At 39.1% G+C, this 20,799-nt stretch carries 18 protein-coding genes; 16 read left to right on the top strand and 2 right to left on the bottom strand.

All coding sequences use genetic code 11. The annotated features are described in order from the left end of the window. Positions 1–118: 118 nt before the first annotated feature. Positions 119–751 (bottom strand): YigZ family protein, encoded by a 633-nt coding sequence (locus tag JI666_RS18270; protein ID WP_206894469.1) that lies wholly within the window; start codon positions 749–751, stop codon positions 119–121. Positions 752–1,116: 365 nt separating this feature from the next. Here JI666_RS18270 and JI666_RS18265 point away from each other — a divergent pair, with 365 nt between their 5' ends. Together JI666_RS18265 and JI666_RS18260 are read left to right on the top strand one after the other, a co-directional pair. Next, positions 1,117–2,268 carry a sensor histidine kinase gene (locus JI666_RS18265; protein ID WP_206894467.1) on the top strand — a complete coding sequence of 384 codons (1,152 nt, stop codon included), beginning with the start codon at positions 1,117–1,119 and terminating at the stop codon, positions 2,266–2,268. 3 nt (positions 2,269–2,271) lie between these two features. Next, on the top strand, positions 2,272–2,976 hold the full coding sequence (locus JI666_RS18260; protein WP_048311681.1) for a response regulator: 705 nt from the start codon (positions 2,272–2,274) through the stop codon (positions 2,974–2,976). Between the two features lie 287 nt (positions 2,977–3,263). Here the strand turns inward: JI666_RS18260 and JI666_RS18255 are convergent, their stop codons facing one another. Further along, positions 3,264–4,187, bottom strand: a complete 924-nt coding sequence (locus tag JI666_RS18255) for a C40 family peptidase (RefSeq protein ID WP_206894465.1) — start codon at positions 4,185–4,187, stop codon at positions 3,264–3,266. A gap of 307 nt (positions 4,188–4,494) precedes the next feature. Between JI666_RS18255 and fakB the strand changes: the two genes are divergently transcribed. From fakB to JI666_RS18185, 14 genes are all read left to right on the top strand, one after another. Continuing rightward, complete coding sequence (fakB, locus tag JI666_RS18250) at positions 4,495–5,343, top strand: fatty acid kinase binding subunit FakB (RefSeq protein WP_206894462.1); 849 nt, start codon at positions 4,495–4,497, stop codon at positions 5,341–5,343. Between the two features lie 22 nt (positions 5,344–5,365). After that, positions 5,366–6,859 carry an ATP-dependent helicase ComFA gene (locus tag JI666_RS18245; RefSeq protein WP_524535775.1) on the top strand — a complete coding sequence of 498 codons (1,494 nt, stop codon included), beginning with the start codon at positions 5,366–5,368 and terminating at the stop codon, positions 6,857–6,859. Next, positions 6,844–7,566, top strand: a complete 723-nt coding sequence (locus JI666_RS18240) for a ComFC family protein (protein ID WP_206894458.1) — start codon at positions 6,844–6,846, stop codon at positions 7,564–7,566. Before JI666_RS18245 ends, JI666_RS18240 begins: the two co-directional genes overlap by 16 nt. Before the next feature lie 141 nt (positions 7,567–7,707). Further along, a complete protein-coding gene (cspD, locus tag JI666_RS18235; protein WP_136947176.1) occupies positions 7,708–7,908 on the top strand; it encodes a cold-shock protein CspD in 201 nt (66 codons plus the stop codon). Positions 7,909–8,127: 219 nt separating this feature from the next. Further along, positions 8,128–8,688: a ribosome hibernation-promoting factor, HPF/YfiA family gene (hpf, locus tag JI666_RS18230; RefSeq protein ID WP_136947177.1), complete on the top strand. Its 561-nt coding sequence runs from the start codon at positions 8,128–8,130 to the stop codon at positions 8,686–8,688. 215 nt (positions 8,689–8,903) lie between these two features. Continuing rightward, positions 8,904–11,417: a preprotein translocase subunit SecA gene (gene secA, locus JI666_RS18225; RefSeq protein WP_206894456.1), complete on the top strand. Its 2,514-nt coding sequence runs from the start codon at positions 8,904–8,906 to the stop codon at positions 11,415–11,417. 206 nt (positions 11,418–11,623) lie between these two features. Continuing rightward, positions 11,624–12,734 (top strand): peptide chain release factor 2 gene (gene prfB / locus JI666_RS18220; protein ID WP_136947065.1). Its coding sequence is split into 2 segments (ribosomal slippage): positions 11,624–11,695 and positions 11,697–12,734, totalling 1,110 coding nucleotides; the frame shifts between segments, so codons are not numbered across the junction. Between the two features lie 266 nt (positions 12,735–13,000). Then, positions 13,001–13,873: a YitT family protein gene (locus tag JI666_RS18215; protein WP_206894454.1), complete on the top strand. Its 873-nt coding sequence runs from the start codon at positions 13,001–13,003 to the stop codon at positions 13,871–13,873. A gap of 43 nt (positions 13,874–13,916) precedes the next feature. After that, complete coding sequence (gene cccB / locus JI666_RS18210; protein ID WP_206894453.1) at positions 13,917–14,300, top strand: cytochrome c551; 384 nt, start codon at positions 13,917–13,919, stop codon at positions 14,298–14,300. A gap of 551 nt (positions 14,301–14,851) precedes the next feature. Then, positions 14,852–15,538 (top strand): cell division ATP-binding protein FtsE, encoded by a 687-nt coding sequence (gene ftsE / locus JI666_RS18205; protein ID WP_206894452.1) that lies wholly within the window; start codon positions 14,852–14,854, stop codon positions 15,536–15,538. Continuing rightward, a complete protein-coding gene (ftsX, locus tag JI666_RS18200) occupies positions 15,528–16,421 on the top strand; it encodes a permease-like cell division protein FtsX (RefSeq protein ID WP_206894451.1) in 894 nt (297 codons plus the stop codon). The genes ftsE and ftsX overlap by 11 nt, the downstream gene beginning before the upstream one ends. A 50-nt stretch (positions 16,422–16,471) precedes the next feature. Further along, positions 16,472–17,803 carry a murein hydrolase activator EnvC family protein gene (locus JI666_RS18195; protein WP_286170948.1) on the top strand — a complete coding sequence of 444 codons (1,332 nt, stop codon included), beginning with the start codon at positions 16,472–16,474 and terminating at the stop codon, positions 17,801–17,803. A 157-nt stretch (positions 17,804–17,960) separates the two neighbouring features. Beyond that, a complete protein-coding gene (locus JI666_RS18190) occupies positions 17,961–19,400 on the top strand; it encodes a S41 family peptidase (protein WP_206894529.1) in 1,440 nt (479 codons plus the stop codon). Positions 19,401–19,482: 82 nt separating this feature from the next. Next, on the top strand, positions 19,483–20,688 hold the full coding sequence (locus JI666_RS18185) for a PDZ domain-containing protein (RefSeq protein WP_206894450.1): 1,206 nt from the start codon (positions 19,483–19,485) through the stop codon (positions 20,686–20,688). Positions 20,689–20,799 lie beyond the last annotated feature (111 nt).

The raw sequence follows: 20,799 nt of genomic DNA, 5'->3' as shown, positions 1-20,799 counted from the left end.
GTCCTTTTTACCGAAATTCGTCAATTAACTACTAGTTTCCCCTGATAGTGGACTTTCATGTTGAAATACAGCGATTCATTTAATTCCCAGTACCCTTTTATGATAAGAAGTAACCATTTTAGACATCATATTCATTATATAATTGTCCGTCCTCCATGATTGTGGCTTGGCCACTTGTCAGGTTTGTCATCCACTCTCGAAAAGCCTCTTCAAAACCGCTTTCCACAAATGTAACGAGTTGGGCTTGCTCTAAATAATGAATATCGTCTAATAAATAATTCGATGATCGAATTTCATTTTCGACTTTACCTAATAAAGTATAATCAATCTTTGTCGTCATTCTTGTCATTAGTTTGCGCTCAACAATCCCTGTTTCGTTAAGCCCTTCCGAGACGGACTGTCCATAAGCTCTTATTAATCCACCGGCTCCGAGTTTGATTCCTCCAAAATATCGGGTAACGACAACAGTAGTATCTTTTAGATGACGCTTTTTCAATACTTCAAGCATAGGTACTCCCGCTGTACCTGAAGGCTCGCCATCATCATTTGCTTTCTGTATAAGATCATGCTCACCAATTAAATAAGCAGAGCAATTGTGTGTCGCGTTATGATGGGTTTTTTTGATCAGTTGAATAAAATCCTGAGCTTCTTCTTCTGTTGTTGTTCTTTTCACGTGAGCAATAAAACGTGATTTCTGAATCACAATTTCATTTTCCCCATCACCTTTGACAGTGTAATATGAAGTGAGCATGTTGAAACCTCCAGATAATCCTTGAACATTACTATGAATGAAAGGGATTTGTTTGTTATCATCGAATACTACATAATTAAAGGTTATCTATAATGAATAAGGATAGGCTATTTTGATAGACATTGTTGCTATAGCAGGTTAACTTCCGCTCCAATTAGCGAAGTGTGGTTTTTTATTCAATAATTGAACCACTAAGAATTAGACCGGCGTGTGTCATTCTTATTATAAGTGCCTTAAATAAATCCATCAAATATATATCCTCAAGTCATAAACAGACGGTCACATACGAATTTTGTAAAAGAAGTACTTTTGGACTATCTTTTCTTTTCCGGATGACCGTACCTTGAAGGAATGGAGGAGTTAGCTTGGATATTCAAAAGCTGGATCCAAATGCATTAGATGTCATTCTAGACAGGACAATGGAGAGTATCAATACCAGTAAGTCGAAATTGTTCGAAATTGGAGAGCATTCACATGATGAACGCCAAGAGATTAATAAACAGCTTCAATTATTGAGAGAAGAGCTGGAAACCGTAAAGAACCAGAGGCACGCACATATTAAACAGGATCAAATCGCTCGTGCAGAGCTTGTGAAGGTCAGTAAGAACTTTCATGACTATGGGGAACCAGTGATCAGAAAAGCTTATGAGGACGCTTCAAACGCCCAAATACAGCTGTCGGTAAGTAGTGAGAAGGAATTTAGATTAAAAGATCAAATTTCTGACCTCGAAAACCGTATAAGTTCTCTCCAAAACACTTCAGAAAAAGCAGAGTCGTTTATGAGTCAAATCTCTACCGTCCTTAGTTACTTGGGAGGGGAGCTCAGACTTTATGGAGAAGTGATTGAAGATGCTCGAAGAAAGCAAGAGTATGGCCTTCGAATTATCGAGGCACAAGAAGAAGAAAGAAAGCGTCTATCGCGCGAAATTCATGATGGGCCAGCTCAGGTGTTAGCAAATGTTCTATTGCGTTCACAGTTGATTGAACGAATTTACGAGAAAAAGGGAAAAGACGAGGCTTTTAAGGAAATTAAGGACATGCGATCTTTAATTGAAGATGCATTAAAAGAAGTAAGGAGACTCATTTATGATCTTCGTCCAATGGCATTGGATGACCTTGGGTTAATACCCACATTGTTGAAATATTTGAACAAAGTAGATGACCGTTCAGATGCCATTATTTTCTTTGATTATAATGAACGGATTCAAAGACTTCATGTTCGATTAGAAGCGGCGATATTCCGTCTTGTTCAAGAAGCGGTTCAAAATGCTTTGAAGCATGCAGAAGCAAGTGAAATAAATGTTGACCTGAGTCTTGATGGTGATAAGATTGTGGTAGCCATTGAAGATAATGGAATTGGATTTGATGTAAATGAACGGAAAGATCAATCATTTGGGTTAATCGGGATGAAAGAACGAGTAGGATTATTAAATGGTACGATTCAGGTTCATTCAACACCGAAAAAGGGTACATATATACTAATCAGAATCCCGATACATGAACAGGAGGGCGTGTAAACGATGTATGCAGCAAAAACTAAAACAAAAATTGTTATAATAGATGACCATCGCTTGTTTCGCGAGGGAGTTAAACGTATTTTAGATATGGAAGACGATTTTGAAGTAATCGCTGAAGGTGATGATGGCGGAGACGCTCTTCGTCTTGTCGAAGACTACAAACCTGATGTGGTTCTAATGGATATTAATATGCCACACGTCAATGGAGTTGAAGCAACCAGACAGCTCATTGATCAGGTTCCAGCAACGAAGGTCATCATTTTATCTATTCATGATGATGAAACGTATGTGACGCATGCTGTTAAAACTGGAGCAGCAGGTTATCTCCTTAAAGAAATGGATGCGAACTCCCTTGTTGAAGCAGTGAAAGTTGTCGCTTCTGGTGGAGCTTACATTCATCCTAAAGTTACGCATAACCTGGTGAATGAATACAGACGTCTTGCAACAGAAGGAAAAAGACCTTCTACGCAAATTGGTTATAAAGAAGTTGAATATCGCAAACCTCTTCATATTCTTACGCGAAGAGAATGCGAAGTCCTACAGCTATTAACAGATGGAAAGAGCAACCGATCAATTGGTGAAGATCTGTTTATTAGTGAGAAGACAGTTAAAAACCATGTATCTAATATTCTTCAAAAGATGAATGTTAATGATCGTACGCAAGCTGTTGTTGAAGCAATTAAAAAAGGTTGGGTAAAGGTGCGCTGAGGCGCATCTTTTTATTTGGCTTTTTTCTTATAGATTGTTGCTATAAGAGTGGGGGAATTTCCGCTCCAGGATGCTCGCTTTCCGCGGGGCGGGACGCTTGAGCCTCCTTCCGCTCCAATTAGCGAAGTGTGGTTCTTTATACATAACTCTTTCAAAAGCAACAATCTTTTAAAAAGAGCTTTTTTATTTGGAGTATAGTTCAGTATAAGGAATGCTTTAATTGATATTGTTAGTAGAAAAGATCACAAAAAAAGAACCTCCGCTTTGGAGGTTCTTTAATCTATACCTTATGCGCGCTTAGCACCAAGGTAACGAGGAGCCCAGTAAGAGTTGTCCATGTCACTGATTGTTACTCCGTAAGAAGAAGAACAGTGAATGAATTGACCGTTACCGATATAAATTCCTGCGTGAGATGGGCCAGATTTGTAAGTTTCAAAGAATACAAGATCACCAACAGATGGAGAAGAAACGCTATCTGTTGCATTCCAGATGCTTGCTACAGTACGTGGGATTGATTCTCCAGATTTGTTAAATACGTATTGTAGGAAACCGCTGCAGTCAAAACCGGATGGTGTAGTTCCTGCCCATACATATGGTACGCCAATATATTGTTTTGCAATTGATACAACAGAAGCGTTAGAAGTTGATGCGCTCTTCACTGAAGAAGATGGCTTTGCAGATGCAGCACCAGAAAGTGCTCCAAATGTGTTTGGCCCAGCTACTCCATCAACACTTAACCCATTTGCACTTTGGAAGTTACGAACAGCTTGTTGTGTAATTGATCCAAAAACACCGTCTACTGAATAGTTGTAATATCCTTTGGATTTAAGTTGGCTTTGAAGATTTGTAACGCTTTGTCCGCGGTCGCCATAGCGAACTGTTCCGCTGTTTGTAGAAGTATAGCTGCTAGATTTAGAAGAAGTAGACCCTGTAAGTGCGCTAACTGTTTGTGGACCTACAACACCATCTACAGAAATTCCAGCATTACGTTGGAAATCACGTACGCCGTCTTCTGTAATTGTTCCGAAATATCCTGTTGCTTTATGGTAGTCAAAATAACCTTTATCGTCTAATACGTTTTGAAGTTCAGTTACGTCAGAGTTGCTCATGCCATTGTATAGGGTACGGTCGCCTAAAGCTGCTTCACTTACGTTTGGTGCTAATAAAAGAGTACCTGCGAGTGTAGTAGTGATTACGACTTTCTTAAACATTATGTAATTCCCCCTGATTTATAAGTTTAAACATTAAATTTTCTCTATCAACAATTGCTAGTCTACATGATTGAGATAACAGAACGATGAATATAAGATTACAATCACGTAACAAAATAATTGCCTAATTTACTAAATGCATCATTTTACGACATTTACATTAAAAAATGTGGGGGATAATGGTTGACAAATATTATCAAAAATATTATAAGCTCCTGTTGGCACATTTAAGAAAATACTCTATCATTAACTTGACTGAGTTTAGAATGAACACAAGCATTTATTAGATTGAAGAGAGGCGTTTTTTATGAAAACAGTAGCGATCGTTACTGATAGTACCGCATATTTACCTGACGACATGCTTTCTGAATATGACATTAGCATGATTCCGCTTAATGTAGTTTTTGGAAATGAATCGTTTTTAGAAGAGAAAGAAATTGGTGTAGACGACTTTTTTGAAAAAATCAGGAGTGAAAATGAGCTCCCCAAAACATCCCAACCATCTATAGGTAGTTTCATAGAGACATACGAGAAATTAGCTGAAACTCATGAAGAAATTATTATGATCACTCTTTCAAGTGGAATAAGTGGCACTTTCCAGTCGGCTTTTTCTGCAGGTGGAATGGTCGAAGGTGTCGATGTGCATGTGTTTGATTCGGAGATTAGTTGCATGGTGCAGGGATTTTATGTACTTGAAGCTGCTCGAATGGCGCAGGAGGGTTACTCGAGTGGTCGTATACTAGAGCGACTCAATGAAATGAAACACCAGGGAATGCATGCTTATTTCTTAGTAAGTGATTTAAGTAACCTCCATAGAGGAGGAAGATTAAATGCAGCACAGCTTGTTGTTGGGAACCTCCTACAGATTAAACCTGTTCTTACATTTGAAGATAAACAAATCGTACCCTATGAAAAAATTAGAACGAGAAAAAAGGCCTTAAACAAAATTCTTTCGTTGTTTGATGAGTCCGCAAAGGATGGCGCGCCTATTAAAGCGACTGTCATTTATGCAAATAACAAAGAAGAAGCCTTACTACTGAAATCTGAATTAGAAGCGAAATATTCGAACGTAGAGATTATCCTAAGCTATTTTGGCCCTGTTATTGCAACACACCTTGGTGAAGGTTCACTTGGGCTTGGATGGTATCGAATATGACTACTGAATTGAGAAGGGGAGCATGCTGATGAGGTTTGCTTCCCTTCAACATAATAATCAAACTGTCCTCATACCTGAGCAACTCTCCCTATCACAAGATCCTTTACCATTTCACCCCATTAGTCACTACACGTCGTTCCCTCTTCAACCAATAGACAATTCTTTCAAGACCAACCTTCAACTTCTACAGGTTCTAAAAGGGAAGCATCTTTTAATAGATGAAATCCCTTTTCCTCTATCAGATATACATGGTCATTATCTCAAGGGATTTATTCATATAGAAGCAGGACTTCAACTTATAAAAGGAAAACTCACTTGCATAAGATGTGGGAGCAACCAGGCATTTTCCCACTTTTCTTGTGCACGATGTGGTAGAAAGGATTGTCAGTACTGTAGAAATTGTATAGTGATGGGGAAAGTTACTTCTTGTTCACCGCTTTATACTGCTTCTATTCCTTTTTTGCCAAAAGAATCCCCTTTCTCATTACAATGGGAAGGAACGTTATCGAGTGGCCAACAAGAAGCTTCTCAAGCTGTCACTCGTGCAATCAAAACGAATCAGGAGCTACTAGTTTGGGCAGTATGTGGTAGTGGAAAAACGGAAGTGTTGTTTCATGGCTTAGAAGTAGCTCTTTCTCAGAATAAAACGGTATGCATTGCAACGCCAAGAACAGATGTTGTTCTTGAATTGTTCCCACGCTTGAAAAAAGCCTTTCCTTCTATAGATATATCAGCTCTTTACGGTGGCAGTTCAAAAGACTCTACACAATTTGTCATTTCAACAACTCATCAGCTAATCAGGTTTAAAGAATTCTTTGACGTCATAATTATTGATGAAGTAGATGCCTTTCCCTATAACAATGATTCATCTCTTCAGTATGCAGTTGAAAAATCACGAAAAAAGAATAGTTCCCTCATTTACTTAACGGCTACCCCTTCAAAGTCAATGATTCAGAATCAGCAATCTATCGTGCGTATTCCATCAAGGTTTCACGGTTTCCCTCTTCCAATTCCATCTTTAACTTGGATTGGGAATTGGAGAAAGAAAATAGAGAAAGAGCTACTCCCTTCAATTTTAATAAAATGGATTAAGAAACAAGTGGAGGATGGAAAGCCCGTATTGCTTTTTCTACCTTCTATTAGCTTAATAGATAAAGTAACACCTTTAATGAACGAATATGTTAAGTGCGAGGGTGTCCATTCTGAAGATGAAGATCGCGTAAATAAAGTGATTCGGTTTCGCAACAATGAACTACCAGTCCTTCTTTCATCAACCATACTAGAACGCGGGATAACCATTAAGAATGTTTCTGTCGCTGTTATCGGTGCTGAAGATAATGTGTTTACAGAAAGTGCGCTAGTTCAGATTGCTGGAAGAGCAGGAAGAAGCAAGGAATTTCCTGGTGGATCTGTGAAGTTCTTTCATTATGGAAAAACAAATGCAATGGTATCAGCAGTACGACATATTAACGGAATGAATCGTGAAGCGGAGGAACGAGGATGGCTCAATTACTGAGGTGTGTCTGGTGTGGAGAAGATTTGACTAGACAGCTATCATGGCGATTCATATTGGGTTTAGCAGCACAACAAGTTATTTGTGAAATTTGTCAGGGTAAGCTCATTCCAATCACAGGTGAACTTTGTTTAACATGCGGTCGCCCACTCTCAAAGTTAAAACCTGAATATATCCACGACCATTATTGCTCCGATTGCATTAGGTGGGGTAATAGTGAATTTGGGGATGTGCTTGAGTCTAATAAGTCGTTTTATGAATACAATGATTTTTTGAAAGACATTCTTGCTCTTTATAAATTTCGTGGTGACGTCGAAGCAGGACGAGTATTCTCAGCTATTTTTAGGGAAGAAATAGAGAAGTCCTATGGGTACGTTGATGGCGTAATCCCCATTCCCTCTAGTGAGGAAAGACTGTATGAAAGAGGCTTTAATCAATGTGAGGTATGGATAGAAGGAACTGAGTTTCTAGAAGATCAGATTTTGTGCCGAATCAACCATGAAGAAAAACAAAGTAAGAAATCAAGAGAAAAACGAATTAAGCGAACCGAGGATATGTTTCAGATCTCTCCAAATGCCACGATTAGAGGCAAGGCTTTTTTACTTATTGATGATTTATATACGACCGGAACGACACTTCACTATGCTGCGAAAACGCTGAAACATGCAGGTGCATCCCACGTATGTTCACTAACCCTATGCCGTAGTTAATGCCTTTGTCGAAACTTTTATAAGAAAACGCCTTCATTCGAGCTAAATCAACAAAAACACCCCTTTGACAGTACTTTAAGCTGGGCGTATAGTTGAAGTATGGCAATGCCATGAAGATTTCTGAAGGGAATGTTGAACAAGATGCAGGGAAAAGTAAAATGGTTTAACAATGAAAAAGGTTTCGGATTTATTGAGAGAGAAGACGGTGACGATGTATTTGTTCACTTTTCTGCAATCAGCGGTGAAGGATTCAAATCATTAGAAGAAGGTCAAACTGTTGAATTCGAAATCGTTGAAGGCGCTCGTGGTCCACAGGCTGCTAACGTAGAAAAAGTATCTTAAATAAAAATTCCAATCAATGAAGCTTCTATCGTCTATGATAGGAGCTTTTTATATGCTTAAAAAAGGTAATAAAAAGTAACTGTGTAAAAATTTGTCGGATAATAGAGGGTTTTGTGAAAAAAACGTAAAAATAATTGTGATTTTTTTAAGTTTATAGAGGGTAACGTGAAGGGTATATCGAATAATATAGTTATAGCATGGAAGGAGGAGTGCCACATGATGAATTTCAACATCCGTGGTGAAAACATTAAGGTTACACCTGCAATGAGAGAATATACTGAGAAGAAGGTAAGTAAACTTGAAAGGTATTTCGATACTCCACCTAACTCTGATGTTCATGTCAATATGAAGGTTTACAACGATCAGCAAATGATCGAAGTAACGATTCCAATGCCTAACCTTCTACTTCGAGCTGAAGAAGAGCATCAAGATATGTATGCAGCAATTGATTTAGTTGTAGAAAAGCTAGAGCGTCAAATTCGCAAGCATAAAACAAAAGTTAACCGCAAATTCCGTCAGGAAGGCAGCGTTAAATATATGTTCCGCGATGAACTCAACCCTACAACAACAAGCGTTGCTGAAGCTGATCTAGATGAAGACGAATTACAGGTAGTGAAAACAAAGCGCTTTACATTCAAGCCAATGGACGTAGAGGAAGCAATTCTTCAAATGGACATGCTTGGTCATAGTTTCTTCGTTTTCTCAAATGCTGTATCTGGAAGCACAGGCGTTGTCTATCGCCGTAAAGATGGGAAATATGGATTAATTGAGCAAGATTAAAGAATAAATGAACAAGGGCAGGGGCTTTCCCCCTGCCCTTTATATATGCTAGTAGCGTTCGTTCTTTTCCTTCATGAATATATTGATAAGGGACTTCGTTTTTTACTTTCTTGTACCTCTAGCAACTAATTGTTAAAATAACTACATAGTATAAAAAATTTAGTTTAGTTAGATATATGATAGCACTCTACTGACAACAAAAGAGGAGCGTTTCTATGAAAGGTTTATTACGTAAGATTATACCGAATGGCAATGAGCGTCAGATAAGCCGTTTGCAAAAGATTGCAGATCAAGTGGAGACTTTTTCAGATGAAATGAAAAAGTTATCAGATGATCAACTCCGCAATAAAACGGACGAATACAAAGAACGAATTGAAAAAGGTGAAAAGCTAGATAAACTATTACCAGAAGTGTATGCCACAGTTCGCGAAGCATCTGAACGTGTTCTTGGTATGCGTCCATTTCCTGTGCAAATTATGGGAGCTGCGGCTCTTCATGAAGGAAACATAGCTGAAATGAAAACTGGTGAAGGTAAAACGCTAAGTGCAACAATGCCCGTATATTTGAATGCTTTAACTGGTAAAGGCGTTCACGTTATTACAGTTAACGAATACCTTGCTAAGCGTGATGCAGAAGAAATGGGTGAGCTTTACCACTTTCTTGGTTTAACTGTTGGGTTAAATGTTAGTGGCCTTTCAAAAGAAGAAAAAGCTGAAGCGTATGCCGCTGATATCACTTACGGAACAAACAATGAATTTGGATTCGATTATCTTCGCGACAATATGGTTCTTTATAAAGAAGAAATGGTTCAGCGTCCGCTTCACTACTCGATCATCGATGAAGTAGACTCCGTTTTAATCGATGAAGCTAGAACGCCACTTATTATTTCTGGTAGTGCTGAAAAGTCAACAACGCTCTACATCCAAGCGAATCAATTCGTTAGGACACTAAAAGAAGAAGAAGACTATAACGTCGATATTAAAACGAAGAACGTTCAGTTAACGGAAGATGGAATTACGAAAGCAGAGAAATTCTTCAACATTGAAAATCTGTACGACTACAAACATGTACAGCTAAATCATCATATTAACCAGGCAATGAAAGCGAATTTCATTATGCAACTGGATATGGATTACGTTGTACAAGAAGAAGAAGTTGTCATTGTTGACTCCTTCACTGGTCGTTTAATGGCTGGCCGCCGTTACAGTGACGGACTTCACCAGGCCATTGAGGCAAAAGAAGGTCTTGTTATTCAACGTGAAAGCATGACGCTTGCTACAATTACATTCCAGAACTATTTTAGAATGTACGACAAACTTTCTGGAATGACAGGTACAGCTAAAACGGAAGAAGAAGAGTTCCGTAACATTTATAATATGAATGTTATTGCTATTCCTACGAACAAACCAATTGCTCGTATGGACTACCCTGATCTTGTATACAAGTCAACGAATGGTAAGTTTCATGCGCTTGCAAGAGAAATTGAAGAGCGTCATCGTAAGGGGCAACCTATTCTAGTTGGTACGGTTGCCGTAGAAACATCAGAATTGATCTCACAATTCTTGAAAAAACGCGGTGTTCCGCATAACATTCTAAATGCAAAAAACCATGCTCGAGAAGCGGAAATCATTGAATCAGCGGGCCAAAAAGGTGCTGTGACGATCGCAACAAACATGGCCGGTCGTGGTACAGATATTAAACTTGGTACTGGTGTACTTGATCTTGGTGGACTGTTTATTCTGGGAACAGAGCGTCATGAAAGTAGACGTATTGATAATCAGCTCCGAGGACGTTCAGGTCGTCAGGGTGACCCGGGTGAATCAAGATTCTATATATCAATGGAAGATGAACTGATGCGTCGCTTCGGTTCAGACAACATGATGAATATGATGGACCGACTTGGTATGGAAGAAGATCAACCGATCGAATCAAAGCTTGTCTCACGAGCAGTTGAATCGGCACAGAAACGAGTAGAAGGTAACAACTACGATGCTCGTAAACAGCTCCTTCAATATGATGATGTTATGAGACAACAGCGTGAAATCATCTATGCACAGCGTGCAGAAGTGCTCGAGTCTGATAACCTACGTGAAATTGTTGAAACAATGCTAACTTCTGTTATTACACGCATTGTTGATGCGCATACAGGTGATGAAGATATTCAGGAAGAATGGGACCATCAGGCAATCATTGACCATGCGAAAGGAATTTTCCTTCAAGAAGGTCAGGTTACTGTAAAAGATATTAAAGGTCTTGATAAAGAGGAAATCGTTGAGTTGCTTGTTGAGAAAATGAAGGTTAACTACGATGAGAAGGAAGAATCATTTGAGCCAGAGCGCATGCGCGAGTTCGAAAAAGTTATCCTTCTTCGAAGCGTTGATCGTAAATGGATGGATCATATTGATGCTATGGATCAGTTGCGTCAGGGAATTCATCTAAGAGCATATGGTCAAAACGATCCTCTTCGTGAGTATCAATTCGAAGGTTATGAAATGTTTGAAGATATGGTTTCGGAGATCGAAGAAGAAGTGGCTACTTATATTATGAAAGCACAGGTTGAAAGCAACCTAAAGCGTGAAAAAGTAGCTGAAGGAAAAGCTGTTAATCCAAAAGAAGAAGGAAGCACTAAGCCAAAACCTGTTAAGAAGAAGCAGGATATTGGACGTAATGATCCTTGTCCTTGCGGAAGTGGTAAGAAATATAAGAACTGTCACGGCAAAGCAGAATAATTTAGAGTAGGTGTTCAACGATGAACACCTGCCTATCCCAACCATAAGGGGAAGTAACCCCCACCTTAAAACGTATTACCAATGCGTTTAGGTGGGGTTCAACTTTGCCGCTAAACGAATCGGTTTTGAAGTGTGCGGAATGAACTTAACCCTTTTCGGAAGGGTTACACGATTCTATGGAAAAAAACGAAGCTGAGGTGTACGCAATGGAAATGCATGAAATTCGTAGCGAACTTAACACAATAGAAACACGATTAAATGATTTTAGGGGGTCTCTTTGACCTCGAAAATAAGAGAGCTCGCATTGATGAATTAGACATACAAATGACAGATCCTGATTTCTGGAATGACCAGAATGCTGCTCAGAAAGTCATTAATGAATCAAATAGCTTGAAAGAAATTGTTAATGAATTTGACTCACTTCAAGAAGGCTATGAAAACCTTGAAGTTTCATATGAACTAGTCAAAGAAGAAAACGATCAGGAACTGTTCGAGGAGCTGGAAGTAGAAATTAAAGATCTGAAGAAAACAGTTAATCAATTCGAATTAACACTTCTCTTAAGTGAAGAGCATGATAAGAATAATGCAATTCTTGAACTTCACCCTGGCGCAGGTGGAACCGAGTCTCAAGACTGGGCATCTATGCTTCTGCGTATGTACACACGCTATGGAGAGAAAAAAGGATTCAAAGTTGAGACGCTTGATTATCTTCCTGGTGATGAAGCAGGAGTGAAGAGTGTAACGCTGAACTTTAAAGGACATAACGCATACGGCTATTTAAAAGCTGAGAAAGGCGTTCATCGTCTTGTTCGAATTTCTCCATTCGATTCAAGTGGGAGACGACATACTTCGTTTGTATCCTGTGAGGTTATGCCTGAATTTAACGATGAAATTGAAATTGATATTCGGACAGAAGATTTAAAAGTCGATACGTATCGTGCAAGTGGTGCTGGTGGACAGCATATTAACACAACTGATTCTGCTGTACGAATTACGCACTTGCCAACAAATGTTGTGGTAAGTTGTCAGGGAGAGCGGTCTCAAATTAAAAACCGTGAACAAGCAATGAAAATGCTGAAAGCTAAACTGTATCAATTGAAAATTGAGGAACAGGAAGCAGAACTTGATGAGATCCGAGGAGAACAAAAGGAGATCGGTTGGGGAAGCCAAATTCGTTCTTATGTTTTTCATCCTTACAGCATGGTGAAAGACCACCGAACAAATGTTGAGGTTGGTAATACTCAGTCGGTAATGGATGGGGACCTTGATCCATTTATTGATGCTTACCTACGTTCACGTTTAAATGAGAATAATTAAAGATCTGAAAGCCTCTGTTTTTAACGGAGGCTTTTTCAATTGCCAAATTAATTTTAAGTGAGATGGGGCAAAGTAAGAAAAGGAAATGGGATAGTGAAATACTCATGAAAAACGTCCAAATTGATGAGGAGAATTCAACACTTCAATCTGATAACGCGCTGCTACAATGCGGTTTACACCCTATCGGACCGGTGATATACTACTGAAGGATTTTGCTGAAAATTCGGCAGTGACGAAAAACATACAATAAGTGAGTGAATGCCTTTATGATTGCAACGTTAGCGAAGTTTACAGCCAAAAGAGTTTCATTATCACACAGAATATTAGAGTACATAAGCGTTATAGTAGGGTCTGCCATTGTTGCGATCGCCTTTAACCTCTTTTTACTACCGAATAGTATTGCCTCAGGTGGCGTAAGCGGAATTAGTACGATTACGAAAGGGGTGTTCGATTGGAAACCTGCATACGTCCAGTGGGCATTTAACATTCCTTTATTTATAAGTGGATTAATCTTTCTTGGTAAGAAATACGGTCCGAAAACCCTTGTGGGTACTCTTTTTCTCCCATTTGTCGTTAAATTGACAGAGAACGTTGAACCAGCTACGACAGATCCGTTACTAGCTGCATTATTCGGCGGTCTTGGAGTAGGACTTGGACTTGGGATCGTTTTTAGAGGGAAAGCGTCTACTGGTGGAACAGATTTAGCTGCACAGATTGTAAACAAATATAGTGGTGTTTCGCTTGGAACATGTGTCTTTATGATTGATGGGATGATTGTCGTCGCATCAGCTTTTGTTTTCAGCCTTGAAGAAGCACTTTATGCACTCATTGCAATGTACTTAACAGGAAAAACCATTGATGTTGTACAACTAGGCTTAGGCTATTCCAAAATGGCTCTCATCATTTCAGATAAAGAGGAAGAGCTTCGTGAAGGGATTATAACAGTGGTCGATCGCGGTGTGACTCGAATATCAGGACAAGGTGGCTACACAAACGATAAGCGCCCGATCTTAATGGTCGTTGTCGCACAAAACGAAGTAACGAAATTAAAGCAACTTGTTAAGGATGTTGACCCTTCTGCATTTGTAATTGTTTCAAATGCAACTGAAGTGTTGGGGGAAGGTTTTAAAAGAGAGTAAGCAGGTAATAGTAATGTAAAAAGATTCATTAGGAGTGGAATAATTGAAAAAGTGGATGAGTATGGTGCTTGGATTGGTTCTTATTTTAGGATTAGCTGCATGTGGTGGCGGTAACGAAAACGGTGAAAATGAAAGCTCTATGAATGAGGAATCCACAAATAACTCTTCAGATAAGACGAGTGAATCTTCTGGAGAATATGATGCTGAAGCAGCACGTGCTACGTATGATGCCAATTGCTTAAGCTGTCATGGTGAGAATTTACAAGGTAAAGTTGGACCTAGTTTAACAGCTGTCGGTTCACGCTACTCAAAAGATGAAATTTTGAACATTATTCAAAACGGCAAAGGGCAAATGCCAGGTAATATCCTTAGAGGCGATACGGAAAAAGAAGAAAACGTAGCAAAATGGCTAGCAGATATGAAATAAGGAACAGTGGGCACTCGCATAGCAGCGCGTGCTTTTTTGTTGATTTTTTATAAGTAGATTTTGTGCATAGAATTTTTTGCTACAAGAGAGGTGGTTGATTTCCACTCCAATCCCCTTTGGAAGGTGGATTATATTTAGAACCAACTCAAGATCAACAATTTAACAGCTATTAGAAAAGAGCTTTAAAATAAGGCTATGTTAGCTCATAGTGTTGATTTCTCGATTTTGGGCTCATTCGAAAGGTCGCCGCAGGGCGTAAATGAGTCAAAAATCAACATTGTTCGTGAACAAAAATTAATGAAGTTTAAATCGAACAAAATGTATAAAGACTGAGATTGTGTAAGTTTCTATGAAATATTAATACATCATTGCAAAAGATGTCATATAGCGCCGAAGCTGAAACAGAAATGTAATAAAAATTTGTCTTAAATTAGCGAATTTGTTTGTTATAATATCTACAGATGTAAAAACAAACACATATTCACTATTCTATTAAACCTACATTCTAAGAGTTTGCATCGAGAATTTAAGCAAGTAGGAAGTGGTACATTTTGATCGAAATGAAAGATATATGGAAGACATACAACAACGGAATAAAAGCTATTAACGGCATTGATATCAAGATTGGGAAAGGCGAGTTTGTTTACATAGTAGGACCAAGTGGAGCCGGTAAATCGACCTTTATGAGAATGATGTATCGGGAAGAAGTGCCTACAAGTGGAACAATCATCATCAATGGAAAAGATGTTGGCAAGATGAAGAATAAACACGTCCCTAAACTTCGTCGCGAAATCGGCGTTGTTTTTCAGGACTTTAAACTTCTTCCAAAGCTAACCGTATATGAAAACGTCGCTTTTGCTCTTGAAGTCATCGAAGAAAGCAAAGCATCAACTCGCAAGCGGGTCATGGAAGTTCTAAGTCTCGTTAATTTGAAGAACAAAGCGAGGTTCTTACCGGATGAGCTATCTGGAGGGGAACAGCAGAGGGTTTCAATAGCAAGAGCGATCGTCAATAATCCTAGCATTCTACTTACAGATGAACCAACTGGTAATCTGGATCCAGAAACGGCGTGGGGGATTATGGATTTATTAGATCAAATTAACAATCGCGGTACGACTGTTATTATGGCAACTCATAATAAAGATATTGTGAATACATTTAGGAAACGTGTTATTGCAATAGATGGTGGTTTAGTAACCCGTGATGAAGCAAGAGGTGAATACGGGTATGAAAATTAAAACGTTTGGTCGGCATGGAAAAGAAGGTTTTAAGAATCTTGGTCGAAATGGCTGGATGACGTTTGCTTCCATATCAGCTGTAACCGTCACCTTACTTCTTGTAGGTGTATGTCTCGCATTACTGCTCAATTTAAATGCCTTTGGAGATCAACTTGAAAGCGACGTTGAAATAAGCGCGTTTATTGATATTACAGCTAACCAAGGACAACAGGACGAATTGAAAAGCAAGATTGAAAACATTTCAGAGGTTGAATCAGCTACCTTCCAATCGAAAGAAGAAGGGCTTGATCAATTAATTAATAATCTTGGCGATGAAGGCGAAGTTTTTGAATCATTAAGAGATGAAAATCCATTGAGCGATGCTTTTCTTGTCAAAACAAAAGATCCTCAAGACGTCAATAAAGTCGCTGAAGAAATTGAACAGCTAGAGTATGTACAGAACGTGGAGTTCGCAGAAGATACCGTCAATAAACTATTTAAAGTTTTGGAAATCGCACGTAATGTTGGACTGGCACTCGTAATTGGATTACTATTTACAGCTATGTTCCTCATTTCAAATACTATTAAACTTACAATTGTTGCTAGAAGCCATGAAATTGAAATTATGAAATTAGTAGGTGCAACAAATTGGTTTATTCGTTGGCCTTTTCTAATAGAAGGCATATTAATTGGGATTCTTGGTGCACTCATACCAATCGGTTTGTTAATATACGGTTACTATTATTTAATAGAATTGATTGCAAACCGTTTTCCAACTTTTATTATCGACTTATTACCAGTAACACCTTTTGTGTATCAACTATCAGGACTTCTAGTTGTCCTGGGAGTTATCATCGGGGTCTGGGGAAGCCTTACGTCAATGCGTAAGTTCTTGAAAGTTTAATGAAAACTACTAGATAAATAGATTCATCTATTTCGGGGGAGGAACAAAGATTGAAGCGTAAAATGATCGCAACTGCACTAACATTAACTCTAGGATTGAGCGGACTATCAGCAGCAGTTCCACAAACTACGATCGCAGCAAGTCTTGATGAGCAATTAAATGATGTGAAAAATAAGCAGTCAAAAAATGAGCAGGAGCTTAAAGAGAAAGAGTCTGAGCTTGCTGATGTGAAGGCAGAGCAACAAGATGTTCGTTCTCAAATTGAACGACTTGATAAAGAAGTAGCTGAAACAGACGATAAGATTTCAACAAAAGAAAATGAAATCCAAAAGACTAATGAACAAATCGATGAGCTTAAAGAAGAAATTGCTGTCCTTGAAGATCGCATTGCTGAAAGAGACAAGCTATTGAAGGATCGCGTTCGTTCCATGCAGCAGAACGGTGGAGGAACTGTTGACTACATGGAAGTATTACTTGGATCAAAAGACTTTGGAGATCTAGTTGAACGTGTTCTTGCTCTTAATACAATTGCAGATCAAGATAAAAAGATTCTTGAAGAGCACAAAGCGGACAAGCTTGCTGTAGAAGAGAAGAAAGCGGAAGTCGAAGATAAGCTAGCATCACTACAAGATAAAAAAGCTGAACTAGAAGAGCTTAAAAAAGAACTTGATGCTAAAAAGGCTGAAAAAGATAAGCTTATGAAGTCTCTTGAAGAAGAAGAAGGCGAGCTTCATAATCACATGATGGATTTAAACGAAAGTGCTGAGCTTTTAGAAGCACAAGAGAAAGCTGTTCAGCAAGAGATTAAACGTGCTGAAGAAGCAGCTCGTAAAGCAGAAGCAGAACGTAAAGCCGCAGCTAAAGCAGCTAAAGAGAAGGCAGCAGCCGAAGCGGCAGCAGCAAAAAAATCTAAGAAATCTTCTAGCTCGAATGAAAGCAGCTCACAATCTTCACCAGCACCGGCACCTGCTCCAGAACCATCTGGCAGTGCAATCTTCTCAAAACCAGCAGCTGGTCCAATCACATCTGGATTTGGAAGCCGTTGGGGTAGAATGCATGAAGGAATTGATATTGCACAAGGTGGGGCTAACCCTGTATCAGCGGCTGCTGCAGGTACAGTACTAAGATCATATAAATCTTCATCATATGGAAATGTTGTGTTCTTAACGCATAGCATTAACGGTCAAATGTATACAACTGTTTATGCTCATTTGAGAAATCGTGCTGTGTCTACTGGCCAATCAGTAAGTGCAGGTCAATATCTTGGAACAATGGGTAACTCAGGTCATTCAACAGGTCAGCATTTGCATTTTGAAATCCATAAAGGTGGATGGAATGCAAGCAAGTCTAATGCCGTTAACCCAATGAACTACCTCCGTTAATCTCGAGACGGTTAATGACTGTTCTGTCCCTGTCACAATCTGAGATGGAAACATAATGAAAACAACTGAATCATATAGTACAATAAGATGAAAAGGCATCGCATCGTTATGATGGGGTGCCTTTTCCTTCAAATCAGAAGAGGTGAGTACATTGAAGATACAGGGGAAAGTTGTCGCGTTACTCGTCGTGATTGCCTTACTCGTGGGTTCGGGTGGTACATATGCGGCTTTCGCACTCTTTCAGGACGAGTCTCAAGGAAGTGAACAGTCGATGACACTTGGCTCAGGAAATGACATTGAGTCAGAGGAACTTTCGAAAATAAATAAAACGTATGAGCTGATTACTGATCGCTATGTGAAAGATGTCGATCAAAAAGATCTTCTAGATGGGGCTATTAAAGGAATGATTGATACACTCGATGATCCTTATTCCGTTTATATGGATCCAAAGACAGCAGAACAGTTTAGCCAATCACTTGGATCCTCGTTTGAAGGTATTGGTGCAGAGGTTAATATGGATGATGGTCGAGTGACGATCGTGTCACCTTATAAAGACTCTCCGGCTGAAAAGGCAGGTCTTCGTCCAAACGATAAAATTATGACGATTGACGGTGAAAGTACAGAGGGACTTGATCTGTATGATGCTGTCTTGAAAATTCGCGGTGAAAAAGGGACGGTTGTGAAGCTTGGTGTCCAACGTCCAGGTGTTTCTGAAGTAATGGAAGTGAAGGTGACAAGAGACGAGATACCAATTGAGACCGTATATGCGGATACGGTTGAGAAAAATGGCAAGAAAATTGGAGTTCTCCAGGTTACTTCTTTCTCAGAAAATACAGCGAAAAGCTTTTCCAAAGAACTTAAAAAACTTGAAAATGAAGGAATCGATGGACTAGTACTTGATGTTCGTAATAATCCCGGCGGACTCTTAAACGTTGTTTCTGATATGGCTGAAGAGATTATTCCTAGTGATAAACCATATGTTCAAATTGAAGATCGTCAGGGAGAGAAACAGCGTTCTGTCTCTTCATTAGAAAAGAAAAAAGATTATCCGATCGTTGGTTTGATTGATCGTGGGAGTGCATCTGCAGCTGAAATTCTAGCAGGCGCTCTTAAAGAGGCTGGTGGATATGATCTTGTTGGAGAGAAATCGTTCGGTAAGGGGACGGTTCAAACAACTGTAGATTTAGGTGATGGAAGTAATATTAAGCTCACCATGTTCAAGTGGCTCACACCAGATGGGAATTGGATTCATAAAAAAGGAATTGAACCAACTGTAGAAGCTGAACAGCCAGCTTATTTCTACGTAAATCCTTTGTCAGCAGAGAAAACTCTGGAGTTTGACCAAAACAATAAACAGGTGGAATCAGCACAAGTGATGTTAAAAGGTCTTGGGTTTGAACCTGGACGAACGGACGGCTATTATAGTGACAAAACAGTTACTGCAGTAAAAGCATTCCAGCGCTCAAACAATATGAATGTATCTGGAAAAATTGATGAGAAGACTGCACAGAAACTTCAAGAAAATATCGTAGATTCAATTCGTAATTCTGATAACGATGTTCAGCTTGAAACAGCTGTAGAACTTCTTGCTAAATAATTCCAAGAAGGAAACAAACTGTTGATGTCGAAGCTATTCCGCAGGAAATCCTGCGGAATTTTTTTCTGACAGGGGCAAAAGCATGGAGGAATATAAAATGGACAATATTGGTCTTTCCATACTAAAAGGGATAATCAGCTTATTTTTACATCCTTTAACGTATATCACGCTAATTGGGGCATTCATTCTTGGGCTCTCACGGGTAAAGCGAGATCGTCGAGATTTTCATACGCGCGTTCACGATGCTCTCGACGATGTGGCGTTTGCTATCGTACCAGGAATAATAGCGGGAGCAGCATTTATGATAGTTAATATGTTTCTCGGTATTACACTACCATTCAGTAGTACGATAGCTATAAGTATCGCTGCTTTTTTACTTCTTGTTACAGGACAAATTCGATTTCTTTCCCCAGCATTTACGTTTATCTTACCTGTTGTAGCTGCATTATTTTATACACCAATTGATTTTGGAAGCGAACGATTAAATTCGTTCCAAGAGGGTATAGGTTCAACGTCAATGACAGCCGTTGTCCTTTTAGTTGGTTTTCTGGTGTTGATGGAAGGTTTACTCATCTCTAGGAATGCTGTCAGTCAGACATCTCCAAGGTTGGTTGAAAGTAAACGTGGCAAGCTTGTGGGAGGTCATGAGGTTCAAAGACTTTGGCTCATTCCACTCTTTCTTTTTCTTCCTGTCGGCAATGTCGAGGCATTCTCATGGTGGCCTCTTTTAAATTTTGGAGATCAGACCTATTCTTTTATTCTTCTACCACTACCAATAGGTTTTCAGAAGCTCATTCACCATGCTCTCCCTGTTCCTGAACTTAAGAGAAATGGAAGGCAGGTACTACTTCTAGGTGTAGGTGCTGTGGTTATCGGACTAGTAAGTTACTTTATGAATAATGAATGGCTTGCATTGATTATGTTGGGTGTTGTTGTTGTTATGAGAGCAACGATCCTCCTTCTTCATCGCGGAAAGAATAAGGCAGCTTATTTTAACGAACGAAATGAAGGACTAGTCATTCTAGGCATTCTACCTGAGTCTCCAGCAGACCATATGAATTTACAAGTTGGTGAAGTAATTTCAAAAGTGAACGGAATTCCACTAGGAAAAGGAACTGACTTTTATACAGCACTTCAAAGAAATGCAGCACATTGCAAATTAGAGGTGCTCGATTTTAATGGTGAAGTAAGGTTTGAACAAAAAGCGTTGTATCATAACGAACACCATGAGCTAGGGTTGTTGTTTGTAAAAGAACACCGCCTACATGATATAGAAGAAGCTCAATAACTTATAAAAGAAGGCTAATCTATAGCCTTCTTTTATATTGCTTTTCTTAAAAAAGTTTGAAGCTTTTAGAATAATTTTTGACAATTTCACACTTAGCAGATTGGAGCGGAA

Origin of the sequence: Bacillus sp. NTK071 (genome assembly GCF_017303315.1) — a bacterium.
Lineage (GTDB): Bacteria > Bacillota > Bacilli > Bacillales > Guptibacillaceae > Guptibacillus.
Note: the sequence above shows the minus strand (reverse complement) of the source record. Positions and strands in the feature narration are given on the sequence as shown.

Coding starts and splice junctions, on each gene's coding strand:
- ftsX (WP_206894451.1), top strand. CDS start 15,528: ATGAAAATTAAAACGTTTGGTCGGCATGGAAAAGAAGGTTTTAAGAAT.
- JI666_RS18255 (WP_206894465.1), bottom strand. CDS start 4,187: ATGTTTAAGAAAGTCGTAATCACTACTACACTCGCAGGTACTCTTTTA.
- fakB (WP_206894462.1), top strand. CDS start 4,495: ATGAAAACAGTAGCGATCGTTACTGATAGTACCGCATATTTACCTGAC.
- JI666_RS18245 (WP_524535775.1), top strand. CDS start 5,366: ATGCTGATGAGGTTTGCTTCCCTTCAACATAATAATCAAACTGTCCTC.
- secA (WP_206894456.1), top strand. CDS start 8,904: ATGAAAGGTTTATTACGTAAGATTATACCGAATGGCAATGAGCGTCAG.
- JI666_RS18185 (WP_206894450.1), top strand. CDS start 19,483: ATGGAGGAATATAAAATGGACAATATTGGTCTTTCCATACTAAAAGGG.
- cspD (WP_136947176.1), top strand. CDS start 7,708: ATGCAGGGAAAAGTAAAATGGTTTAACAATGAAAAAGGTTTCGGATTT.
- JI666_RS18270 (WP_206894469.1), bottom strand. CDS start 751: ATGCTCACTTCATATTACACTGTCAAAGGTGATGGGGAAAATGAAATT.
- JI666_RS18260 (WP_048311681.1), top strand. CDS start 2,272: ATGTATGCAGCAAAAACTAAAACAAAAATTGTTATAATAGATGACCAT.
- JI666_RS18240 (WP_206894458.1), top strand. CDS start 6,844: ATGGCTCAATTACTGAGGTGTGTCTGGTGTGGAGAAGATTTGACTAGA.
- hpf (WP_136947177.1), top strand. CDS start 8,128: ATGAATTTCAACATCCGTGGTGAAAACATTAAGGTTACACCTGCAATG.
- JI666_RS18215 (WP_206894454.1), top strand. CDS start 13,001: ATGATTGCAACGTTAGCGAAGTTTACAGCCAAAAGAGTTTCATTATCA.